Source organism: Aeromicrobium sp. UC242_57, assembly GCF_044452305.1.
Taxonomy (GTDB): Bacteria; Actinomycetota; Actinomycetes; order Propionibacteriales; family Nocardioidaceae; genus Aeromicrobium.
In genome coordinates this window covers 102,369-120,558 of the sequence record NZ_JBIOAM010000001.1, presented here as the reverse complement: position 1 = coordinate 120,558, position 18,190 = coordinate 102,369, and the positions used below count along the sequence as shown (strand labels likewise).

Below are 18,190 nucleotides of genomic sequence, written 5' to 3'. Positions count from 1 at the left end.
GCTGGGGGTTCCGCCACGAAGGAATGGCTGCCCTCAACGACGGCGAATCGTCATCCCGTGGGTGGACGCGCCCGCCGCATCCGCTCAGTAGGCTGAACGGCATGCGTGAGCGATCGGTCCTGTTGCGCCGGCTCGACTCCGTCTGGATCGACATCGCCCTGACCGGCTTCCTGTTGCTGGTCCCGATCCTGCTGGGGCTGTTCCAGACCGATCTCGACTTCACCTTCGACATCCTCCTGATCCTGCCTCTCGCATGGCGCCGCCGTGCTCCTGTCGCGTCCTTCGGCACGATCTGCCTGCTGCTCCTGCTGCAGGCCTTCTTGTTCGACGTGCCGAGGTACGGCGACGTGGCGCTGCTGCTCGGGCTGTACGCGATCGCGGCGTACGGGCCGCGCTGGGCCGTGTGGGCGGGACTGGCGACAGGTTTGCTCGGCGCAGCTGTCGCCGTGGTGTCCTGGGGCGACATTCGGGACGACCCAGAGCTGCTGGGCAGCAACTTCGTCCTGCTGTCGACGCTCGTGACCGCTGCCTGGCTGCTCGGCTACCTCGCCCGTACCCGTCGCGCCTATGTCGCAAGCCTCGAAGCGCGTGCCGCCCAGCTCGAGCGCGATGCCGAGCAGCAGACCCAGATCGCGACGGCTGCCGAACGGGCGCGCATCGCCCGCGAGATGCACGACGTCGTGGCGCACAGCCTGTCGGTCATGGTCGTGCAGGCTGACGGCGCGCTGTACGCCGCGCAGAAGCGACCTGACCAGGCTCTGGACGCCCTGCGCACGATCTCCGCCACCGGTCGCACGTCACTGACCGAGATGCGCAGGTCCTGGGGCTGCTGCGCGACGGCCAGCACGACGCCCACCTGGCCCCGTTGCCGTCGGCCGGAGACATCGCGACCTTGGTCCACCAACTGCGCGACAGCGGCCTGACGATCGACCTGCAGGTGTCGGGCGACCTCGACGAGATCGACCCGACCACAGGACTGACGATGTACCGCGTCGTGCAGGAAGCGCTGACCAACACGCTCAAGCATGCTGGCCCTGACGTCACGGCCTGCGTCGAGCTGCAGGTCACGAGCGACGAGGTACGTATCCGGGTCGACGACGACGGACGAGGCGGCTCGGCGACCAGCGACGACCCCGGCCACGGGATCGTCGGGATCCGCGAACGGATCGCGATGCACGACGGCGACGTCGCAGCAGCACCCCGACCAGGCGGCGGCTTCAGGGTCAGCGCCGTCATCCCGAGGGCAGAGCACCCATGACGATCAGGGTGTTCCTCGTCGACGACCAGCAGCTGGTGCCGGCGGGCTTCCGCATGCTGGTCGAGTCCCAGGACGACATGCAGGTCGTCGGAGAAGCGGGCGACGGCGCCTCCGCGACCGAGCTCCTTGCGGTGACTGCCGCCGACATCGTCCTGATGGATGTGCGCATGCCACGGATGGACGGCGTCGAGGCGACCCGCGTGCTGGCCGAACGCAGCGACCGTCCGCGCATCGTCGTGCTGACGACCTTCGACCTCGACGAGTACGTCTACAGCGCGCTCGATGCGGGTGCGTCGGCGTTCCTGCTGAAAGACGCCCAGCCCGAGGTGCTGCTAACGCGATCCGCGACGTCCACGCCGGCGACGCGGTCGTGGCGCCGAGCGCGACCCGTCGGATGCTCGAACGGTTCCTCGTGCCGCAGACGCGTCAGTCCAGCGGGGACGATCAACGTCTGAGCGGCCTCACCGACCGTGAACGTGAGGTGCTCGTCCTGATCGCGAGCGGACGTTCCAACTCCGAGATCGCCGCCGAGCTCTTCCTCGCGGAAGCGACCGTCAAGACCCATGTCGGTCGCATCCTCGCCAAGACCCAGTCCCGCGACCGCGTGCAGCGTCGTCCTGGGCTACGACACCGGGCTGGTCGCTCCCGGTACGTGAGTACGACCTGGGTATGACGCTCGGGCAGCGGGTTGGGCCCGTGGGTTGACGACTCGGCGCCCAGAGATTTCTAGCGTGGTGGGGACAGCATTCGTCCTCACCAGCAGGAGCATCATGGACAACACCGCGGTACTCACCCACCCCACGACAGTCCCCCGCATCGCAGCCCGGGCGACGGGGTTGACCAAGGTCTACGGTGCAGGTGATGCCCAGGTCCACGCCCTCGCAGGCGTCGACCTGACGATCGAGAGCGGCCGCTTCACCGCGATCATGGGGACCGTCCGGCTCCGGCAAGTCGACCCTCATGCACTGCCTCGCCGGGCTCGACCAGGCCAGCGCCGGCGAGGTCGTCGTGGGCGATCAGCAGTTCGCCTCGATGTCGGACAACGCCGACCCGCTTTCGACGCGAGCACGTCGGTTTCGTGTTCCAGGCCTTCAACCTGCTGCCCATGCTCACCGCGAAGCAGAACATGCTGCTGCCGCTCGACCTCGCCGGCGTCGACCCCGACTGGGCCTGGTTCGAACGGCTCGTCGACGTCCTGGCGATTCGTGACCGGCTCACCCACCGGCCCACCCAGCTGTCGGGCGGACAGCAGCAGCGGGTCGCCATTGCCCGCGCTCTCATGAGCCGGCCGCGGATCGTGTTCGCGGACGAGCCGACCGGCAACCTGGACAGCCGCACGAGCCACGAGGTGCTCGGCTTCCTGCGCCGCTCGGTTCGCGCTCGGCCGAGACGACCGTCATGGTGACCCACGAGCCCTCTGCGGCGGCCTTCGCCGACCGGGTCGTCCTGATTGCCGACGGGACAGTCGCCGGTCAGCTGGACGCGCCGACCCAGGACGACATCCTCGACGCCTTGCGCCAGATCGGCGGCTGACTCGTGCGCACCGTGATCCTCGCCTCCATGCGCACGTACGCCCGGCGTTATGTCGCTGCCCTCGTGGCCATCGTGATCGCCACGGCCTTCATCGTGGCGATCAACGCCCTGAGCCAGGCCGCCCGCGACGGGTCGAACCGTGCAGTGGAGCAGCAGTACCGAAATGCCGATCTCGCGGTGAGCGCCGTGGGCTCGGTCGGCGAGCTCGACTCGACGGCTCGTCAGATCAAGACCGCCCGCGGCGTGACGGACGTCGCAACGAACTGGCAGGCGTATGCCGCGGTCCGGTTTCCTGACGGCACGCAGAACATCTCGATCGGCAGCATCGCGACTGCCCCGACGCTGCGCTGGCAGAAGGTTGCCACCGGACGACTACCAGCACGCGACGGCGAGGTCGCTGTCGCGGCCGCTCAGGCGGCGGAGCACTCGGTCAGGGCCGGTGACACCATCACCCTCGACCTGCCTGCCGGAGCCACCCGGCTGGTCGTGACCGGGACCGTGGAGGACGTCGACGGCCCACTCAAGGCCACCGCCTACCTCCCGGAGCGCACCTTCAGCAGCCAGGGTGACCTGGGCTTCCCGCTCGACCTCGTGGCGAGCTCCCAGTGATCCCGCCACGGTCGTCCGCGACCTCGACGAGCATCTCGGTCCAGGCGTGGTGCAGACCGGCGACGAGCACCGTCGGGAACCCAGCTGACGGCGACACGAGGTATCGACGTCTTTCAGAAGCTGATCTTCGTGTTCGCGGGCATCTCGTTGTTCGTCGGTGCGCTCGTCATCGCGAACACGTTCACGATCCTGCTCGCCCAGCGGGCCAGAGATCTGGCTCTGCTGCGCTGTGTCGGAGCGGTGCGCGCCCAGGTCGTGCGTTCCGTCGTGTGCGAGGGAGCGCTGCTCGGAGCCCTGGGGTCGGCGCTGGGAGTCGCCCTCGGTTTCGCCATCGCCATGATCGGCACGATGATCATCGGCGACGCCTCGCCCGAGACGCCCATGGGCGCTCCGTCGCTCGGCGTCCTGGCCGTCGCGATCCCGGTGCTGCTCGGCGTCGCGGTGACGGTCGCCGCGGGCGTGGGCGCCCGCACACCGTGCGGGTGGACAGTCGCCGCTGGGCGCCCTGCAGCCTCACGACGTCGTAGTCCTGCGGACGCGGGCGGGCGCGCTACGGCTCGTCGCAGCGCTGTCGTTCCTCGCCGCCGGCACCGGCGGCCTCCTGGTCGGGCTGGGCGGCTCGCTGGCCGTCGGGATGCTGGGCGGGATGCTCTCGTTCATCGGCGTGATCCTGCTGGCGCCGGCACTGGTGCCCGCAGCGATCCGGGCGATCGGACCGCTCGCTCGCCGGATCGGCCTGGCCGGTCGGCTGGCGCACGTGAACTCTCTCCGCAATCCGCGACGCACGGCTGCCACATCCACCGCCCTGTTGATCGGCGTCACCCTGATCACGGCAGTCGTCGTGGCTCGTCCTCGATCAAGCACAAGGTCAACACATCACTGGACCTCAACTCCCCCATCGACCTCACCGTCAGCGCGAGCACCGGCGCAGTCACTTCCCGTGTCGTCACCGACCTCCAGGACGTCGACGGGGTCGCGGCGCTGGCCGAGCTCACCGCCGTGAAGGCACAGGTCGGCACCGAGCAACGCACCGTCCTGGCCGTCGACGACACGGCGCTGGCGACCCTGCGCGGAGACGGTCCGATCCAGCAGCTTCGACCAGACCAGATCGTCCTGCCGGTGGAGTCCTCGCCCCTGGTCGATGGACGAGACACGATTGCGGTCAAGGTCGGCGACCAGCACCGCGACCTGCACGTCATCCTGGCCGAGGACATCGGCGACGCACCTCTCGTGAGGGCCTCGACCCTCACAGCCATGGGCGGCGCCGGCGCGGGAATCGGAGCCGTGTGGGTGCGCGCAGCCGATCAGGCCGATCCCGGCGGATGTCGCTGCCGACGTCCGCGCCGTCGCAGAGACCTCAGGCCTCGACATGGCCGGAGGACTGCCCGACCGGGCCGACATCCTCAAGACTCTCGACGTCGTCCTCGCCGTCACGGTCGGGCTGCTCGCGATCGCCGTGCTGATCGCCCTGGTCGGGGTCGGCAACACGCTGAGCCTGTCGGTGCTGGAACGGGTCCGCGAGAACTCGTTGCTGCGGGCGCTGGGCCTCAGCCGATCGGGACTGCGAGCGATGCTGGCGATCGAGGCACTTCTGATCTCGGTGGTGGCAGCGGTCCTGGGAGTCGTGCTCGGCACCACCTATGCCTGGTTCGGGGTCAAGACGACGGCTGTCGGAGTCTTCGCGACGTCGCCGGACATCCTGATGCCCGGGGCAGATCGGGCTGATCCTGCTGGTCGCCGCGGTGGCTGGGCTTGCCGCCTGTGTGCTGCCTGCCCGTCGGGCTGCCCAGATCGACCCGGCAGCCGGTCTGGTCGCCGACTAGGCGCCCCGCGAGTGGTGCAAACCGCCCCGCGAGTGGTGCAAACTGCCCCGCGAGTGGTGCGGGTTGGACAGACACGCCGTCTCAAAACGTCCGCTGCGCACCACTCGCGGTTTAGGGGGTGAGGTGGTTGGCCTTGCGGATCTCGTCGACGATGCGGTCCATGATCGTGGTCATGCCGAAGTCCTTGGGCGTGAACACCGCAGCGACGCCGGCGTCCTCCATCTTGCGGGCATCGGACTCGGGAATGATGCCGCCGACGATCAGCGGCACGTCGCCGATGCCAGCGGCGTCCATGGCCTTCTGGACGTCCGGCACGAGCTCCATGTGCGAGCCAGACAAGATCGACAGACCAATCGCATGGACGTCCTCGGCCACCGCCGCGGACACGATCTGCGCGGGGGTCAGCCGGATTCCCTGGTAGACGACCTCGAATCCGGCGTCTCGTGCGCGCACCGCGATCTGCTCGGCCCCGTTGGAATGACCGTCGAGACCCGGCTTGCCGACCAGGAACCGCAGCCGGGTGCCGAGCCGTCGCCCGTCGCCCGCACGCGCTCGCGCACCGCAGCCAGCTCGGCGCCCGCCTCGGCGACACTCGCGACACCGCTGACACCTGTGGGTGCGCGGTACTCGCCGAACACCTCACGCAGCGCGCCGGCCCACTCACCGACCGTGGCCCCGGCCCGCACGGCGGCCAGGGTCGCTGCCATCAGGTTGGCATCGGTCTTGGCCTCGCTCTGCAGCCGGGCCAGCGCCTCGTCGACGGCGGCCTGGTCACGCTGCTTCGCGCCACGCCTGCACGTCGGCGACCGCATTGGCCTCGGCCTGCGGGTCGGCGGTCATGATGGCGCCGTCGAGATCGGCCGTCAGCGGGGAGACCTCGGTCTCGGTGTACGAGTTGACTCCGACGACTGTCATGTCGCCAGCCTCGATCTTGGCTCGACGCTCGGAGTGCGAGCCCACCAGAGCCTGCTTCATGTAGCCGGACTCGACGGCGGCGACCGCGCCGCCCATCGCCTGCACCCGATCGATCTCGGCCTTGGCGCCCTCGATCAGCTCGTTGACCTTGGCCTCGATGACGACTGAGCCTTCGAAGATGTCGTCGTACTCGAGCAGGTCGGACTCGAAGGCCAGCACCTGCTGGAGGCGCAACGACCACTGCTGGTCCCACGGGCGCGGCAGACCCAGTGCTTCGTTCCAGGCCGGCAGCTGCACGGCCCGGGCCCGGGCATCCTTGCTCAGCGTCACGCCGAGCATCTCCAGCACGATGCGCTGGACGTTGTTCTCGGGCTGCGCCTCAGTCAGGCCCAACGAGTTGACCTGCACGCCGTACCGCATCCGGCGCATCTTGGGATCCTGGACGCCGTAGCGCTCACGCGTGATCTCGTCCCCCAGCTTGCCGAAGGCGCGCATCTTGCACATCTCTTCGATGAACCGGACGCCCGCGTTGACGAAGAACGAGATGCGACCAACGACCTTCTCGAACTCGTCCGGCGGGACCTGACCGGAGTCGCGCACCGAGTCGAGCACCGCGATCGCCGTCGTCAGGGCGTAGGCGAGCTCCTGCGTCGGCGTGGCGCCCGCCTCCTGCAGGTGATAGCGCAGATGTTGAGCGGATTCCACTTCGGGATCGTGCTGACGGTGTAGGCGATCATGTCGGTCGTCAACCGCAAGGACGGCGCCGGGCCGAAGACGTACGTGCCACGCGACAGGTACTCCTTGATGATGTCGTTCTGCGTCGTTCCCGACAGGCTCGACGGTGCGACGCCCTGCTCCTCGGCCGCGACCTGGTACATCGCGAGCAGCCACATCGCCGTGGCGTTGATCGTCATCGACGTGTTCATGGTCTCGAGCGGGATGTCCTGGAACAACCGGCGCATCGCACCCAGGTGCGGGATCGGCACGCCGACCTTACCGACCTCTCCCCTGCTGAGCTCGCTGGTCGGGGTCGTACCCCGTCTGGGTCGGAAGGTCGAAGGCCACCGACAGACCGGTCTGTCCCTTCGCAAGGTTGCGACGGTAGAGCGCATTCGACTCAGCAGCCGGCTGTGTCCGGCGTAGGTCCGCATCACCCACGGCTTGTCGGGCACGGTCTTCTGAGGCACGGTCTTGTCAGGCATGGGCTCAGGTTACCGTCTCGTAACCTGGGGGGTCACTGGCTCGTGAGGCGTTCTGTCTCACATTTATCGGACGCCCTAGGATCTGGACATGGTCAACCTGACACGGATATACACGCGAACCGGCGACGACGGCACGACGAACCTCGGCGACATGAGCAAGGCCAGCAAGCTGGACCTGCGCCTGGCTGCCTATGCCGACGTCGATGAGGCCAACGCAGGCATCGGCTTCGCGATCTCGCTCGGCACGCTCGAACCCGATGTGGTCGCGGTGCTGACCCACATCCAGAACGACTTGTTCGACGTCGGCGCAGATCTGTCGTGCCCCGTCGTCGAGAACCCGGAATATCCGCCCCTGCGGGTCGAGCCGGCGTACATCGATCGGCTCGAGGCGTGGTGCGACCACTACAACGAGCAGGTGCCCAAGCTTCCGCTCGTTCATCCTGCGTGGCGGGACGCCAGCGGCAGCTGCGGTGCACCTGGCGTGCACGGTCACCCGGCGGGCAGAACGCTCAGCCTGGGCGGCCCTCGAAGTGCACGGCGAGACGATGAACATCCTGACCGCGAAGTATCTCAACCGGCTCAGCGATCTGCTGTTCATCCTGGGGCGATACGCCAACCGGGACCAAGGCGATGTGCTCTGGGTCCCGGGTGGCGAACGCTAGTTCATTGGTTCAGCTGGGAGATCAGTCCCAATCGATGCGCTGAGTCGAGACACCACCGGGGGCGGGCGTCGGGGCATCCCAATCGATGATCTTGGGAGGCTTCGGCGCCTTGAACTTGACGACCTTGACAACCTTCGCGCTGGGCGCGGGATCGGCCGCCGTAGCGCCCGAGACGGTTCCCAGGACAGCCAGGGCCGAGACGGATGTTGCTACCACTAGACGCTTGAACACGAGGCACCTTCTTGGCTCAGTATGCGGACAGATATCCAACCACTTGATCGATTCTCCCTTGCCCTTTGACCAAGCGTCAAGGAAATGGAAGAACCTGTACAACCGCCCGAGACGGCAGGCTTACAGAACGTTGTTGACCCGCTGACCGGGTGGAGACGACTCCAACCACGACAGCAAGCCAGTCAAGGCATTGGCGCTCATCGCGAACTGCTGAACGCCTGAGGCGTTCTGGGTCTCCACGATGAGGTGGCCGGCATGAATCGCATGAACCTCGTTGCCCACCGGCTCACGCCGCCCGTCGATCAGCACATCGCCCCGGATGAACCGGTAGCGAGGACGTAGCGAGAACGAGAAGGCCCGGAACCAGGCCAGCTCGGTCTCGCCGTACACCGCCATGCCGAGCAGCCAGCCGGAGGCGTGCGGGCCCGCACTGCGGTTGACGCTCATCTCGAACGTCACCCCAGAGCGGGCCAGCCACCAGCGTCGGAAGAGAAGTCCTCCCAGCAGGAGGATCAGTGCTGCGACGACCACCACGAGGACGTCGATTACCCACCACCACAGCGGCATGGCCGTCGACCTCCTCCCAGCTCGGAACAGTCGAGTGTCAGAACACTCGGATCAGGAAGCCTTGTCGATCAGACGCAGCTTTGCTTCGGCACGCAGAACGCCGTCGGCGTCATCGGCGGACTTCGCCGCCTCCAGCTCAGCCTTGGCTGCCGACGCATCGACCTCTGAGGCGAGGAACGCGTCCTCGCTCAGGATCGAGACGTGGTTGTCGGCCACCGAGAGAAAGCCCGAGTCGATCGCAGCCCGCACGACGTCACCCTCGAGAGGAGTGATCTCGACGACGCCCGGCACCAGCAAGGACAGCAGCGGCGAGTGATTCGCCAGGACGCCCAAGTCACCATCGACGGTGCGCGCGAGAACCTCGCTGGCCTGCCCCGACCACACGACGCGGTCGGCGGCAACCAGCTCGATCTGCAGCGCGGCAGATGCTTCTTTGTTCGCCATCAGAGCGACTTCTGGATTTCCGCCCACTTCTTGTCGACGTCTTCGAGACCGCCGCACATGAAGAAGGCCTGCTCTGCAACGTGATCGTAGTCGCCGTCACAGATCTTGGTGAAGCCGTCGATCGTCTCGTCGATGGAGACCGTCGAACCTTCGATGCCCGTGAACTGCTTGGCCACGTAGGTGTTCTGCGACAGGAAGCGCTGGATGCGGCGAGCACGAGACACGAGGGTCTTGTCCTCTTCGCTGAGCTCGTCGACACCGAGGATCGCGATGATGTCCTGGAGCTCCTTGTTGCGCTGCAGGATGCTCTTGACCCGGTTGGCGGTGTTGTAGTGATCTGCCGCGATGTAACGGGGATCGAGGATGCGCGACGTCGAGGTCAGCGGGTCGACGGCCGGGTAGATACCCATCGACGCGATCTCACGGTTGAGCTCGGTCGTTGCGTCGAGGTGCGCGAACGTCGTGGCAGGAGCCGGGTCGGTGTAGTCATCGGCCGGGACGTAGATCGCCTGCAGCGAGGTGATCGAGTGACCACGCGTCGAGGTGATGCGCTCCTGGAGCACACCCATCTCGTCGGCCAGCGTCGGCTGGTAGCCCACGGCCGACGGCATGCGGCCGAGCAGCGTGGAGACCTCAGAGCCGGCCTGCGTGAAGCGGGAAGATGTTGTCGATGAACAGCAGCACGTCCTGCTTCTGCACGTCGCGGAAGTACTCGGCCATCGTCAGGGCCGACAGGGCGACGCGAAGACGCGCTCCCGGCGGCTGCATCCATCTGACCGAACACGAGGGCGGTCTGTCCGAGGACGCCGGCCTCTTCCATCTCGACGATGAGGTCGTTGCCCTCACGCGTACGCTCGCCGACACCGGCGAACACCGACACACCACCGTGGTCACGAGCAACACGGGCGATCATCTCCTGGATGAGCACCGTCTTGCCGACGCCTGCACCACCGAAGAGGCCGATCTTTCCGCCCTGCACGTAAGGCGTCAGCAGGTCGATGACCTTGATGCCGGTCTGGAACATCTCGGTCTTGGACTCGAGCTGGTCGAAGGCCGGAGCCTTGCCGTGGATGCCACGACGTTCCTTGACCTCCCAGACCTCGCCCTCGGCGAGGTTCATGACGTCACCGGTGGTGTTGAACACCTTGCCGAGCGTCTGGTCGCCGACGGGAACCGTGATGGGCTCACCGGTGTTGATGACCGTCGCGCCGCGGACGATGCCGTCGGTCGGGCGCAGGCTGATCGCGCGGACCAGGCCGTCACCGATGTGGAGTGCGACCTCGAGCGTCAGCGTCTCGGTGACACCTTCGATCGTGGTGTCGACCTTCAGCGCGTTGTACATGTCGGGGATGGCATCGCTCGGGAACTCGATGTCGAGCACCGGGCCGATGACCCGAGCGACGCGGCCCGTGGCCAGCGTGGTGTTCTCAGCGGTATTGGTAGGCATCTCTCTCACTCACTCCCAGCGGTGGCATCGGCCAGAGCGTTGGCTCCACCGACAATCTCGCTGATTTCCTGGGTAATACCCGCCTGGCGGGCCTGGTTGGCTGTCCGGGTGTACTTCTCGATGAGGTCCTGCGCGTTGTCAGTGGCCGACTTCATGGCCTTCTGACGTGCCGCGAGCCCCGAAGCCGAAGCCTGCAGCAGGCAGTAGTAGATGCGGCTGTGGATGTACTTGGGCAGCAACGCATCGAGGACCTCGTGTGCCGACGGCTCGAACTCGTAGAGCGGCAGCAGGTCTTCGTCCTCTGGCGCCTCGGTTCCCTCGACGACCTCGAGCGGGAGTAGACGAATCACGTCGGGCTCCTGCGTCATCATCGACTTGAACCGGGTGAAGACGACGTGCAGCTCGTCCGCGGCCAGGGCCGGGTCGAGAGCCTCTTCATCGGTCTCGTCGATGTGGAAGGTACGGACCAGGGTGTTGCCGATCTCGCGAGCGTGCGAGTACTCCGGCTTGTCCGAGAATCCGGTCCACGACTCGATGAAGGGACGGCTGCGGAAGTTGTAGTACGCCTCGGCCTTGCGGCCGGCCAGGTAGAGGTCGACCTCCTTGCCTTCAGCGCGCAGCTTCTCGACGAGACGCTCTGCTTCCTTCATCACCGAGGACGAGTAGGCGCCAGCCAGACCGCGATCGCTCGCGATGACCAGAACCGCCGCCTTCTTCGGGTTCTCCTTCTCGGTCGTCAACGGGTGGTCGACGTTGGAGAAGGTGGCGACGGCAGACACGGCGCGCGTGAGCTCACGGGCGTACGGCGCTGCCGCCGCCGCCCGCTGCTGCGCCTTGATGATGCGTGACGCTGCGATGAGCTCCATGGCGCGCGTGATCTTCTTGGTCGCCTGTGTCGACCTGATCTTCGCGCGTAGTTCGCGTACCGATGCCGCCATCGTCAGCCCCGCTTCTGCTTGACGATCTGCTCCTGCTCGACGTCTTCGTCGGCGAGGGCGTCGAACTCTTCGTGGCCGGCCTTGATCGAGCCGCCCGTCGAAGTCTCGAACTGATCGGTGAAGGAGTCGTACGCAGCCGTCAGGGCCTGCGCGTTGTCGTCCTCGAACTTGCCCGTCTCACGGATCGCGGCGAGAACATCGCTGTGCGAACGCTTCAGGAAGTCGAGGAACTCGGTCTCGAAACGGCTGACGTCCTCGACCGGGACGGCGTCGAGCTTGCCCGTCGAGGCGGCCCAGATCGAGACGACCTGGTTCTCGACCGGGAACGGAGCGTACTGGCCCTGCTTGAACAGCTCCATGATGCGCTGACCACGAGCGAGCTGCTGCTTGGAAGCGGCATCGAGGTCGGAGGCGAACATGGCGAACGCTTCCATCGCGCGGTACTCAGCCAGCTCGACCTTGAGCGAACCGGTGACGGCCTTCATCGACTTCTGCATCGCTGCACCGCCGACTCGCGACACCGAGATGCCGACGTCGACTGCGGGACGCTGGTTGGCGTTGAACAGATCGGACTGCAAGAAGATCTGGCCGTCGGTGATCGAGATGACGTTGGTCGGGATGTACGCCGAGACGTCATTGGCCTTGGTCTCGATGATCGGCAGACCCGTCATCGAGCCGGCACCGAGCTCGTCGCTCAGCTCGGCGCAACGCTCGAGCAACCGCGAGTGCAGGTAGAAGACGTCACCCGGGTAAGCCTCGCGGCCCGGCGGGCGACGCAGCAGCAGCGACACGGCGCGGTATGCCTCGGCCTGCTTCGACAGATCGTCAAAGATGATCAGAACGTGCTTGCCGGCGTACATCCACTCCTGGCCGATGGCCGAGCCGGTGTACGGGGCGAGGTACCTGAAGCCAGCCGAGTCGGAGGCGGGAGCAGCGACGATCGTCGTGTACTCCAGCGCGCCGGCCTCTTCGAGGGCGCCGCGCACCGAGGCGATCGTCGAGCCCTTCTGGCCGATCGCGACGTAGATGCAACGAACCTGCTTGCTCGGATCGCCCGACTCCCAGAACTCCTTCTGGTTGATGATCGTGTCGATCGCGATGGCCGTCTTGCCGGTCTGGCGGTCACCGATGATCAGCTGACGCTGACCGCGACCGATCGGCGTCAGGGAGTCGATGGCCTTGAGGCCGGTCATCAACGGCTCGTGCACGCTCTTGCGCTGCATGACGTTGGGGGCCTGGAGCTCGAGCGCACGACGCTTGTCGGTCTTGATCTCACCGAGACCATCGATCGGCGCACCCAGCGGGTCGACGACGCGACCGAGGTAGGCATCACCGACGGGAACCGAGAGGACCTCGCCGGTACGGCGAACAGTTTGGCCCTCTTCGATGCCGGAGAACTCACCCCAGGATGACGACACCGATTTCGCGGACGTCAAGGTTGAGCGCGAGGCCGAGCGTGCCGTCCTCGAACTCGAGGAGCTCGTTGGCCATCGCCGACGGGAGGCCCTCGACGCGGGCGATGCCGTCACCGGCGCTCGCCACGATGCCGACCTCTTCGGTCGCTGCAGCGCTGGGCTTGTAGTCAGCCACGAACTTCTGCAATGCGTCGCGGATCTCGTCCGGACGGATCGTGAGTTCCGCCATGTGTGTGCCTGCCTTCTTGTCTGGGGAGAGTGTTTCTAGCCTGCGAGTCGCCGACGGGCGACTTCGAGGCGAGTGGACATGGAGCCGTCGACAACCTCGTCGGCGACAGAGACCGTCAGGCCTCCGATGACCGAAGGATCGACGACGATGTTGAGGTGGACTTCGTGTCCGTACTTGCTGCCCAGCGCAGTGGCCAGGCGGTTCTTCTGGTCATCGTCGAGCCGTGGGCGACGCGCACCTCGGCCACAAGACGGCTGCGGCGGGCCGCTGCAGTCTCGCCGAACGAGGTCAGTGCCTTCTCGAACGATCCGGTACGCGCAACGGACGCCTGAGCCGCAAGGGCCAGTGTCGTCGCGGTGACCTTGCCGCTCAGCAGCGTGCTGAGCAGCTCGCCCTTGGCTGAGGCCGGAAGTGCCCGGTCGGACACGACCTGGCGCAGCTCGGCGTCAGAACGCACCAGGCGCTCGACCTCGAACAGCTCGGTCTCGACCGCGTCGAGCCCACCGGCGCTGTCGGCGGCAGCGACCAGTGCAGTCACTCCCGCTGTCTCCAGCCCGTCGGTGAGATCGCGCCCCGACGCCCAGCGTCCGCTGGCGGCAGTCTCGACGACTGCCAGTGCATCTTTGCTGCGCTGGCTGCCGAAGACCTGCTTGGCCAGCAGTGCCTTGGCCGACGCCTCGGTCGACGGGTCGGTGAGGACCCGTCGAAGCGCCGGCTCGCGGTCGAGCACTGCGACGACGTCAAACAGCTCGGCGCCGAGCTCGACCGACGAGCCCTTGACCGCGTTGACGGCGGCCAGAACCTCGTCAAGCGACCTCGCAGAAATCCCTCGCATCAGTTCGCCGACTCCTCGAGCTCGGCGATGAAGCGTTCGACCGTGCGCTTCTGGGCGGCAGAGTCGGAAAGCTCTTCTCCGACGATGCGACCAGCAAGTGCGGTGGCCATTGCTCCGACCTCACCCTTGAGCTGAGCCAAGACCTGCGAGCGCTCGGCTTCGACCTGCGCGTGCGCGGTCGAGGTGATGCGATCTGCCTCAGCCTGGGCCTGGGCCCGCAGCTCGGCGATGATCTGTGCGCCCTGCTCCTTGGCTTCCTCACGGATAGCCGCGGCTTCGTGGCGCGCACCTGCCAGCTGGGCGGTGTACTCGTCGAGGGCGGCCTTGGCCTCCTTCTGAGCTGCCTGAGCATCTTCGATGCCGCCTTCAATGGCAGCAGTGCGCTCGGCGTAGGCCTTCTCGAAGTTCGGAACGACGAACTTCCAGATGGCGAACACGACGATCGCGAAGACGATCAGACCGAGAACGAGCTCGCTCCAGACCACGGCAAGCGGGCTGTGTTCCTCGCCCGCGGCCGATGCGGCCAGCAGAGTCTTGTACATGGCGATTCCTGTCCGCTACTGGGTCAAAGAACGAAGGCGAGGGCGATGCCGATGATGGCAAGTGCCTCGGCGAGGGCGAAGCCCAGGATGGCGATCGCCTGCAGGCGAGCCTGCGCCTCGGGCTGACGTGCGAGACACCGTTGATGTACGCAGCGAAGATCAGACCGATACCGATGCCAGGACCGACAGCAGCGAGGCCGTAGCCGATCATGTTGAGGTTGCCGTCCACGGCAGTTCCTTTCGTTGTGACGCAGATGCGCGTCGATGTGGTGAAAGACGTATGAAGTTGTAGGTCTGGGTCGTGCTTGGGGTGAGGCGGGTGCTCAGTGCTCGTCGGCGATGGCGCTGCCGATGTACATAGCAGTGAGGAGCGTGAAGACGTAGGCCTGCAGGAACATGACCAGCAGCTGCGAGGAAGCTGACCAGGATGCCCAGGATCAGGGACAAGATGCCGACCGGCACGTAGGCGAGCTTGTCGGACTCGAACACCAGGTAGGCCGCGCCCGTGGAGAACAGGATCAGCAGCAGGTGCCCGGCGAACAGGTTGGCGAAGAGTCGCAGTGCCAGCGTGACGGGGCGGACCAAGATGTTCGACATGAACTCGAGCGGGATCAGCAGGACCAGGATCGGGCCCTTCATGCCGCTGGGCACAGTCTGGTGCTTGAGGTAGCCGAGCGCGCCGTGCTTGGCGATGCCTGCGCCGTTGTAGATGATCCAGGCCAGTGCAGCGAGTCCGTAGACGTAGCTGATGCGCGAGAGCTCGGGAACTGCAGGAACGGGATCACGCCGTAGTAGTTGTTCACGAAGAGGAACAGGAACAGCGAGAACAGGTAGGGCACGAACTTCATGAAGTCGTGGCTGCCGATCGAGTCGCGCGCGATGCCGTTGCGGACGAATCCGTAGACCGCCTCGCCGGCGAACTGCAGGCGTCCGGGGACGACCTCGGCCTTGCGCGACGCTGCATACGTCAGGACGATGATCAGCACCGCCGAGAACGTGAGCAGGAGCATCGACTTCGTGACACCGAAGTCACCGATGTGGAAGGCGGGCGGAAGCTGGAAGCTGCCTGGTCCCGGGGCGATGAACCCCTCGGACTCCGATGCGATGAACAGCGAAGCTGACGTTCGTCACTCACATAACCCTTCAGATGGCGCGGTCGATTACTCAGTCCGGCTACGGCCTGCGTCATTGCGATGCGGTTCTAGCGAACCGTTGGTGCCCGAAGGCTCCCACACTGCTGCCTTAACCACAGCGCACGGGCAGCCGAAATAATTCGAGCCATCCCGTTGTTGCGGCATCAGGCTATCAGGCTACTACGGAGCGTCGTTGCCCAGGTCGTACATCGGCAGCCGCTGACGTTTGGCTGCCCTGATCTGAAAGAACGTCCACGCGAGTGTGGCGACTATCACGGTGCCCGCCAGGCTCTTGGGGTCGAGCCGGTCGCCCGCCAGGTCGCTGTCGGCCAGGACCGTGAACAGCGCCAGCAGCGCGACGACCTTGGTCAGGAAGAACATCATCGCGACGAGCAGCGACAGGTGCGGGCTGACCTTCGTGATGGGGCCGAGCGCCAGCGGGCTCGACGAGAAGAAGACGCACACGAGGCCCCCGCCGAACAGGGCGCCCAGCGCACCCGCGGAGCCTTGGGCGATGCCCGCGACGACGGCGCAGACCGCCACCACCACGACGACCCACGGCAGGACTTTGAGAACCTGCTGCACTTACGACCAGACCTTTTCTTCGAACTTGGGCAGGAGGAACACCGCGGCGATCGTGACGACCGCCAGGACGCTGAACCCGGCGATGGACTGCCAGCCGCTGAACAGGCTGATCACGACGCTCCCGAAGGCGACCAGGCCGGCGAAGGCGTACATCAGCAGGACCGCGCGACGGTGGGAGTGACCGATCTCGAGCAACCGGTGATGGATGTGCATCTTGTCGGGGCTGAACGGCGACCGACCGGCCCGCGTGCGACGGACCACGGCCAGCGCCAGGTCGACGAACGGCACCAGGAGGATCGTGAAGGGCAGGATCAACGGCAGCAGCGCCGGCAGGAAGCTGACCTCGGCTCCCCCGATGCCCTCGCTCAGGGCCGTGGCCGGGAACTGACCGGTCAGGCTGATCGACGAGCAGGCCAGCACGAAGCCGATCAGCATCGAGCCGGAGTCGCCGATGAACATCCGGGCCGGGAAGAAGTTGTGCGGCAGGATGCCGATGCAGGCTCCGGCCAGGGCCGCGGTGAGCAGGGCTGCGGCGATGGCACGAGTCTCGCCGTTCTCGACGGCGAGGATGAACGCGTACGCGAAGAAGGCCACGGCGCCGATCGCGACCATGCCAGCAGCAAGACCGTCGAGGCCGTCGACGAAGTTGACGGCGTTGGCCGTGCCGACGATCAGCAGCACCGTGAAGATCATGGCCTGGATCTGGTCGAGCCCGATGTAGTTGCCGTACAGCGGCAGGTAGACGAACTGGACACCTTGTGCCACCACGATGACGCCGGCCAGCACCTGACCGGCGAACTTGCTGAGAGCGTCGAGCCGTAGAGGTCGTCGACGATGCCGACCACGCAGATGACGACGCCGCCGAGGATGACAGCACGAGCATCCTTGAAGACCCCGTCGTCGGCCAGCGACAGGAACGGCAGGCTGGTGGCCACCAGGTAGGCCGCGATGAGCCCGCCCAGCATCGCCGGTCCGCCGAAGTAGGGCGTCGGGATCGCGTGGACGTCGCGGTCACGCACCCGCGCCACGGCACCGAAACGGTGCGCGAGCTGCCCGGGCGATCGAGGCCAGGAGGTACGTGACCCCGAGGGCGACGCCGAAGACGACCAGGTACTCGCGCATCTACGCCGGGTCCCCGGCCGGTTCGATCGTGTTGTTGAACGTGTGGAGCGTCTCCAGCGAGATGGCGCCCTGTCGCAGGACCCGCGGTGTGGTGCCGGTGACGTCGAGGATCGTCGACGGCACGTCGGACTGCGACGGCCCCCCGTCGAGGTAGACCGCGACCCGTCCGCCCAGCATGTCCTGCGCCTGGTCGACGTCGAGCGCGGCCGGTTCGCCCGTGCGGTTGGCGCTGCTGACCGCGAGCGGGCCGGTCTGCTTGATCAGCGCAAGCGCACGCGCATCGTCGGGCATGCGCACCGCGACGGTGTTGTGGGTCTCGCCAAGATCCCAGGTCAAGGAGGGCTGCTGCCGCAAGATCACGGTCAGCGGACCGGGCCACAGCGACTCGACCATCGTGCGGAGCCAGGACGGGATGTCGACCGCAAGCGCCTCGAGCGTGGTCGCCGAGCTGACCAAGACCGGTGGCGGCATGTCACGCCCCCGCCCCTTGGCGTTCAGCAGGTTCTGCACGGCCTGCGGCGAGAAGGCATCAGCTGCCAGTCCGTAGACGGTGTCGGTCGGCAGGACGACGAGCTTGCCCTCCTCGAGCGCCGCCTGGGCTGCCAGCAGCCCCCGGTCGAGCTCCTCTTCCACGCTGCAGTCGAACTTCACGAGTTCATCCTAGGCCGCGCGGCTCCTTCGTCGCCGCCCCCGTCGCTCG

General features: G+C 66.6%; 19 protein-coding genes and 9 pseudogenes. 9 read left to right on the top strand and 19 right to left on the bottom strand.

The window, feature by feature from the left end; genetic code table 11:
* The first annotated feature begins 101 nt into the window (after positions 1-101).
* The 8 genes and pseudogenes from ACHMWU_RS00795 (at position 102) to ACHMWU_RS00760 (ending at position 5,345) form a co-directional block, all read left to right on the top strand.
* Complete coding sequence (locus ACHMWU_RS00795; protein ID WP_396041227.1) at positions 102-923, top strand: sensor histidine kinase; 822 nt, start codon at positions 102-104, stop codon at positions 921-923.
* Positions 893-1,258: a sensor histidine kinase gene (locus ACHMWU_RS00790; protein ID WP_396041225.1), complete on the top strand. Its 366-nt coding sequence runs from the start codon at positions 893-895 to the stop codon at positions 1,256-1,258. The genes ACHMWU_RS00795 and ACHMWU_RS00790 overlap by 31 nt, the downstream gene beginning before the upstream one ends.
* Positions 1,255-1,914 (top strand): annotated as a pseudogene (locus ACHMWU_RS00785) (response regulator). Before ACHMWU_RS00790 ends, ACHMWU_RS00785 begins: the two are co-directional and overlap by 4 nt.
* Before the next feature lie 422 nt (positions 1,915-2,336).
* The gene (locus ACHMWU_RS00780; RefSeq protein WP_396041224.1) at positions 2,337-2,663 is read left to right on the top strand and encodes an ATP-binding cassette domain-containing protein; all 327 of its coding nucleotides are present in this window, start codon (positions 2,337-2,339) and stop codon (positions 2,661-2,663) included.
* The gene (locus ACHMWU_RS00775; RefSeq protein ID WP_396041222.1) at positions 2,657-2,791 is read left to right on the top strand and encodes a hypothetical protein; all 135 of its coding nucleotides are present in this window, start codon (positions 2,657-2,659) and stop codon (positions 2,789-2,791) included. Before ACHMWU_RS00780 ends, ACHMWU_RS00775 begins: the two co-directional genes overlap by 7 nt.
* 3 nt (positions 2,792-2,794) lie before the next feature.
* The gene (locus tag ACHMWU_RS00770) at positions 2,795-3,400 is read left to right on the top strand and encodes an ABC transporter permease (RefSeq protein WP_396041220.1); all 606 of its coding nucleotides are present in this window, start codon (positions 2,795-2,797) and stop codon (positions 3,398-3,400) included.
* Between the two features lie 129 nt (positions 3,401-3,529).
* A pseudogene (locus tag ACHMWU_RS00765) lies at positions 3,530-3,841 on the top strand (FtsX-like permease family protein); the annotation flags it as partial.
* A 928-nt stretch (positions 3,842-4,769) separates the two neighbouring features.
* Positions 4,770-5,345 (top strand): FtsX-like permease family protein, encoded by a 576-nt coding sequence (locus tag ACHMWU_RS00760; RefSeq protein ID WP_396041219.1) that lies wholly within the window; start codon positions 4,770-4,772, stop codon positions 5,343-5,345.
* Here the strand turns inward: ACHMWU_RS00760 and ACHMWU_RS00755 are convergent.
* The 4 genes and pseudogenes from ACHMWU_RS00755 to ACHMWU_RS00740 form a co-directional block, all read right to left on the bottom strand.
* Positions 5,335-5,730, bottom strand: a complete 396-nt coding sequence (locus ACHMWU_RS00755; RefSeq protein ID WP_396041809.1) for a cobalamin B12-binding domain-containing protein — start codon at positions 5,728-5,730, stop codon at positions 5,335-5,337. The genes ACHMWU_RS00760 and ACHMWU_RS00755 overlap by 11 nt on opposite strands.
* Positions 5,625-6,035 carry a methylmalonyl-CoA mutase family protein gene (locus ACHMWU_RS00750; protein WP_396041218.1) on the bottom strand — a complete coding sequence of 137 codons (411 nt, stop codon included), beginning with the start codon at positions 6,033-6,035 and terminating at the stop codon, positions 5,625-5,627. The genes ACHMWU_RS00755 and ACHMWU_RS00750 overlap by 106 nt, the downstream gene beginning before the upstream one ends.
* A pseudogene (locus tag ACHMWU_RS00745) lies at positions 5,995-7,247 on the bottom strand (methylmalonyl-CoA mutase family protein); the annotation flags it as partial. The gene ACHMWU_RS00750 and the pseudogene ACHMWU_RS00745, both read right to left, overlap by 41 nt.
* Positions 7,204-7,296, bottom strand: a pseudogene (locus ACHMWU_RS00740) (hypothetical protein); the annotation flags it as partial. The pseudogenes ACHMWU_RS00745 and ACHMWU_RS00740, both read right to left, overlap by 44 nt.
* A 132-nt stretch (positions 7,297-7,428) precedes the next feature.
* Between ACHMWU_RS00740 and ACHMWU_RS00735 the strand changes: the two are divergent.
* Positions 7,429-8,002: pseudogene (locus ACHMWU_RS00735) on the top strand (cob(I)yrinic acid a,c-diamide adenosyltransferase).
* A 21-nt stretch (positions 8,003-8,023) separates the two neighbouring features.
* Here the strand turns inward: ACHMWU_RS00735 and ACHMWU_RS00730 are convergent.
* The 15 genes and pseudogenes from ACHMWU_RS00730 to ACHMWU_RS00660 all read right to left on the bottom strand — a co-directional run bounded on the left by ACHMWU_RS00730 (position 8,024) and on the right by ACHMWU_RS00660 (position 18,141).
* On the bottom strand, positions 8,024-8,233 hold the full coding sequence (locus ACHMWU_RS00730; protein ID WP_396041217.1) for a hypothetical protein: 210 nt from the start codon (positions 8,231-8,233) through the stop codon (positions 8,024-8,026).
* Between the two features lie 120 nt (positions 8,234-8,353).
* Positions 8,354-8,800 (bottom strand): DUF2550 domain-containing protein, encoded by a 447-nt coding sequence (locus ACHMWU_RS00725; RefSeq protein WP_396041216.1) that lies wholly within the window; start codon positions 8,798-8,800, stop codon positions 8,354-8,356.
* 51 nt (positions 8,801-8,851) lie between these two features.
* The gene (locus ACHMWU_RS00720; protein ID WP_396041215.1) at positions 8,852-9,244 is read right to left on the bottom strand and encodes a F0F1 ATP synthase subunit epsilon; all 393 of its coding nucleotides are present in this window, start codon (positions 9,242-9,244) and stop codon (positions 8,852-8,854) included.
* Positions 9,244-10,691: pseudogene (gene atpD, locus ACHMWU_RS00715) on the bottom strand (F0F1 ATP synthase subunit beta). Before atpD ends, ACHMWU_RS00720 begins: the two are co-directional and overlap by 1 nt.
* Positions 10,692-10,696: 5 nt before the next feature.
* Complete coding sequence (locus ACHMWU_RS00710) at positions 10,697-11,629, bottom strand: F0F1 ATP synthase subunit gamma (protein ID WP_396041214.1); 933 nt, start codon at positions 11,627-11,629, stop codon at positions 10,697-10,699.
* Between the two features lie 2 nt (positions 11,630-11,631).
* Positions 11,632-13,273, bottom strand: a pseudogene (atpA, locus tag ACHMWU_RS00705) (F0F1 ATP synthase subunit alpha).
* Positions 13,274-13,308: 35 nt separating this feature from the next.
* Entirely contained in the window at positions 13,309-13,458 is a 150-nt protein-coding gene (locus ACHMWU_RS00700; protein WP_396041808.1) for a F0F1 ATP synthase subunit delta, read from the bottom strand.
* Positions 13,389-14,108: a F0F1 ATP synthase subunit delta gene (locus ACHMWU_RS00695; protein ID WP_396041213.1), complete on the bottom strand. Its 720-nt coding sequence runs from the start codon at positions 14,106-14,108 to the stop codon at positions 13,389-13,391. The genes ACHMWU_RS00700 and ACHMWU_RS00695 overlap by 70 nt, the downstream gene beginning before the upstream one ends.
* On the bottom strand, positions 14,108-14,650 hold the full coding sequence (locus ACHMWU_RS00690) for a F0F1 ATP synthase subunit B (protein ID WP_396041212.1): 543 nt from the start codon (positions 14,648-14,650) through the stop codon (positions 14,108-14,110). The genes ACHMWU_RS00695 and ACHMWU_RS00690 overlap by 1 nt, the downstream gene beginning before the upstream one ends.
* A 23-nt stretch (positions 14,651-14,673) precedes the next feature.
* Positions 14,674-14,861 (bottom strand): annotated as a pseudogene (gene atpE / locus ACHMWU_RS00685) (ATP synthase F0 subunit C).
* Complete coding sequence (locus tag ACHMWU_RS00680) at positions 14,858-15,361, bottom strand: F0F1 ATP synthase subunit A (protein ID WP_396041807.1); 504 nt, start codon at positions 15,359-15,361, stop codon at positions 14,858-14,860. Before ACHMWU_RS00680 ends, atpE begins: the two are co-directional and overlap by 4 nt.
* Positions 15,286-15,660, bottom strand: coding sequence for a F0F1 ATP synthase subunit A (locus tag ACHMWU_RS00675; RefSeq protein ID WP_396041210.1), 375 nt, complete (start codon positions 15,658-15,660; stop codon positions 15,286-15,288). Before ACHMWU_RS00675 ends, ACHMWU_RS00680 begins: the two co-directional genes overlap by 76 nt.
* A gap of 303 nt (positions 15,661-15,963) precedes the next feature.
* Positions 15,964-16,368 (bottom strand): hypothetical protein, encoded by a 405-nt coding sequence (locus ACHMWU_RS00670; protein ID WP_396041209.1) that lies wholly within the window; start codon positions 16,366-16,368, stop codon positions 15,964-15,966.
* Positions 16,369-17,490: pseudogene (locus ACHMWU_RS00665) on the bottom strand (glycosyltransferase family 4 protein).
* Positions 17,491-18,141 carry an L-threonylcarbamoyladenylate synthase gene (locus ACHMWU_RS00660; protein ID WP_396041207.1) on the bottom strand — a complete coding sequence of 217 codons (651 nt, stop codon included), beginning with the start codon at positions 18,139-18,141 and terminating at the stop codon, positions 17,491-17,493.
* Positions 18,142-18,190: the final 49 nt, after the last annotated feature.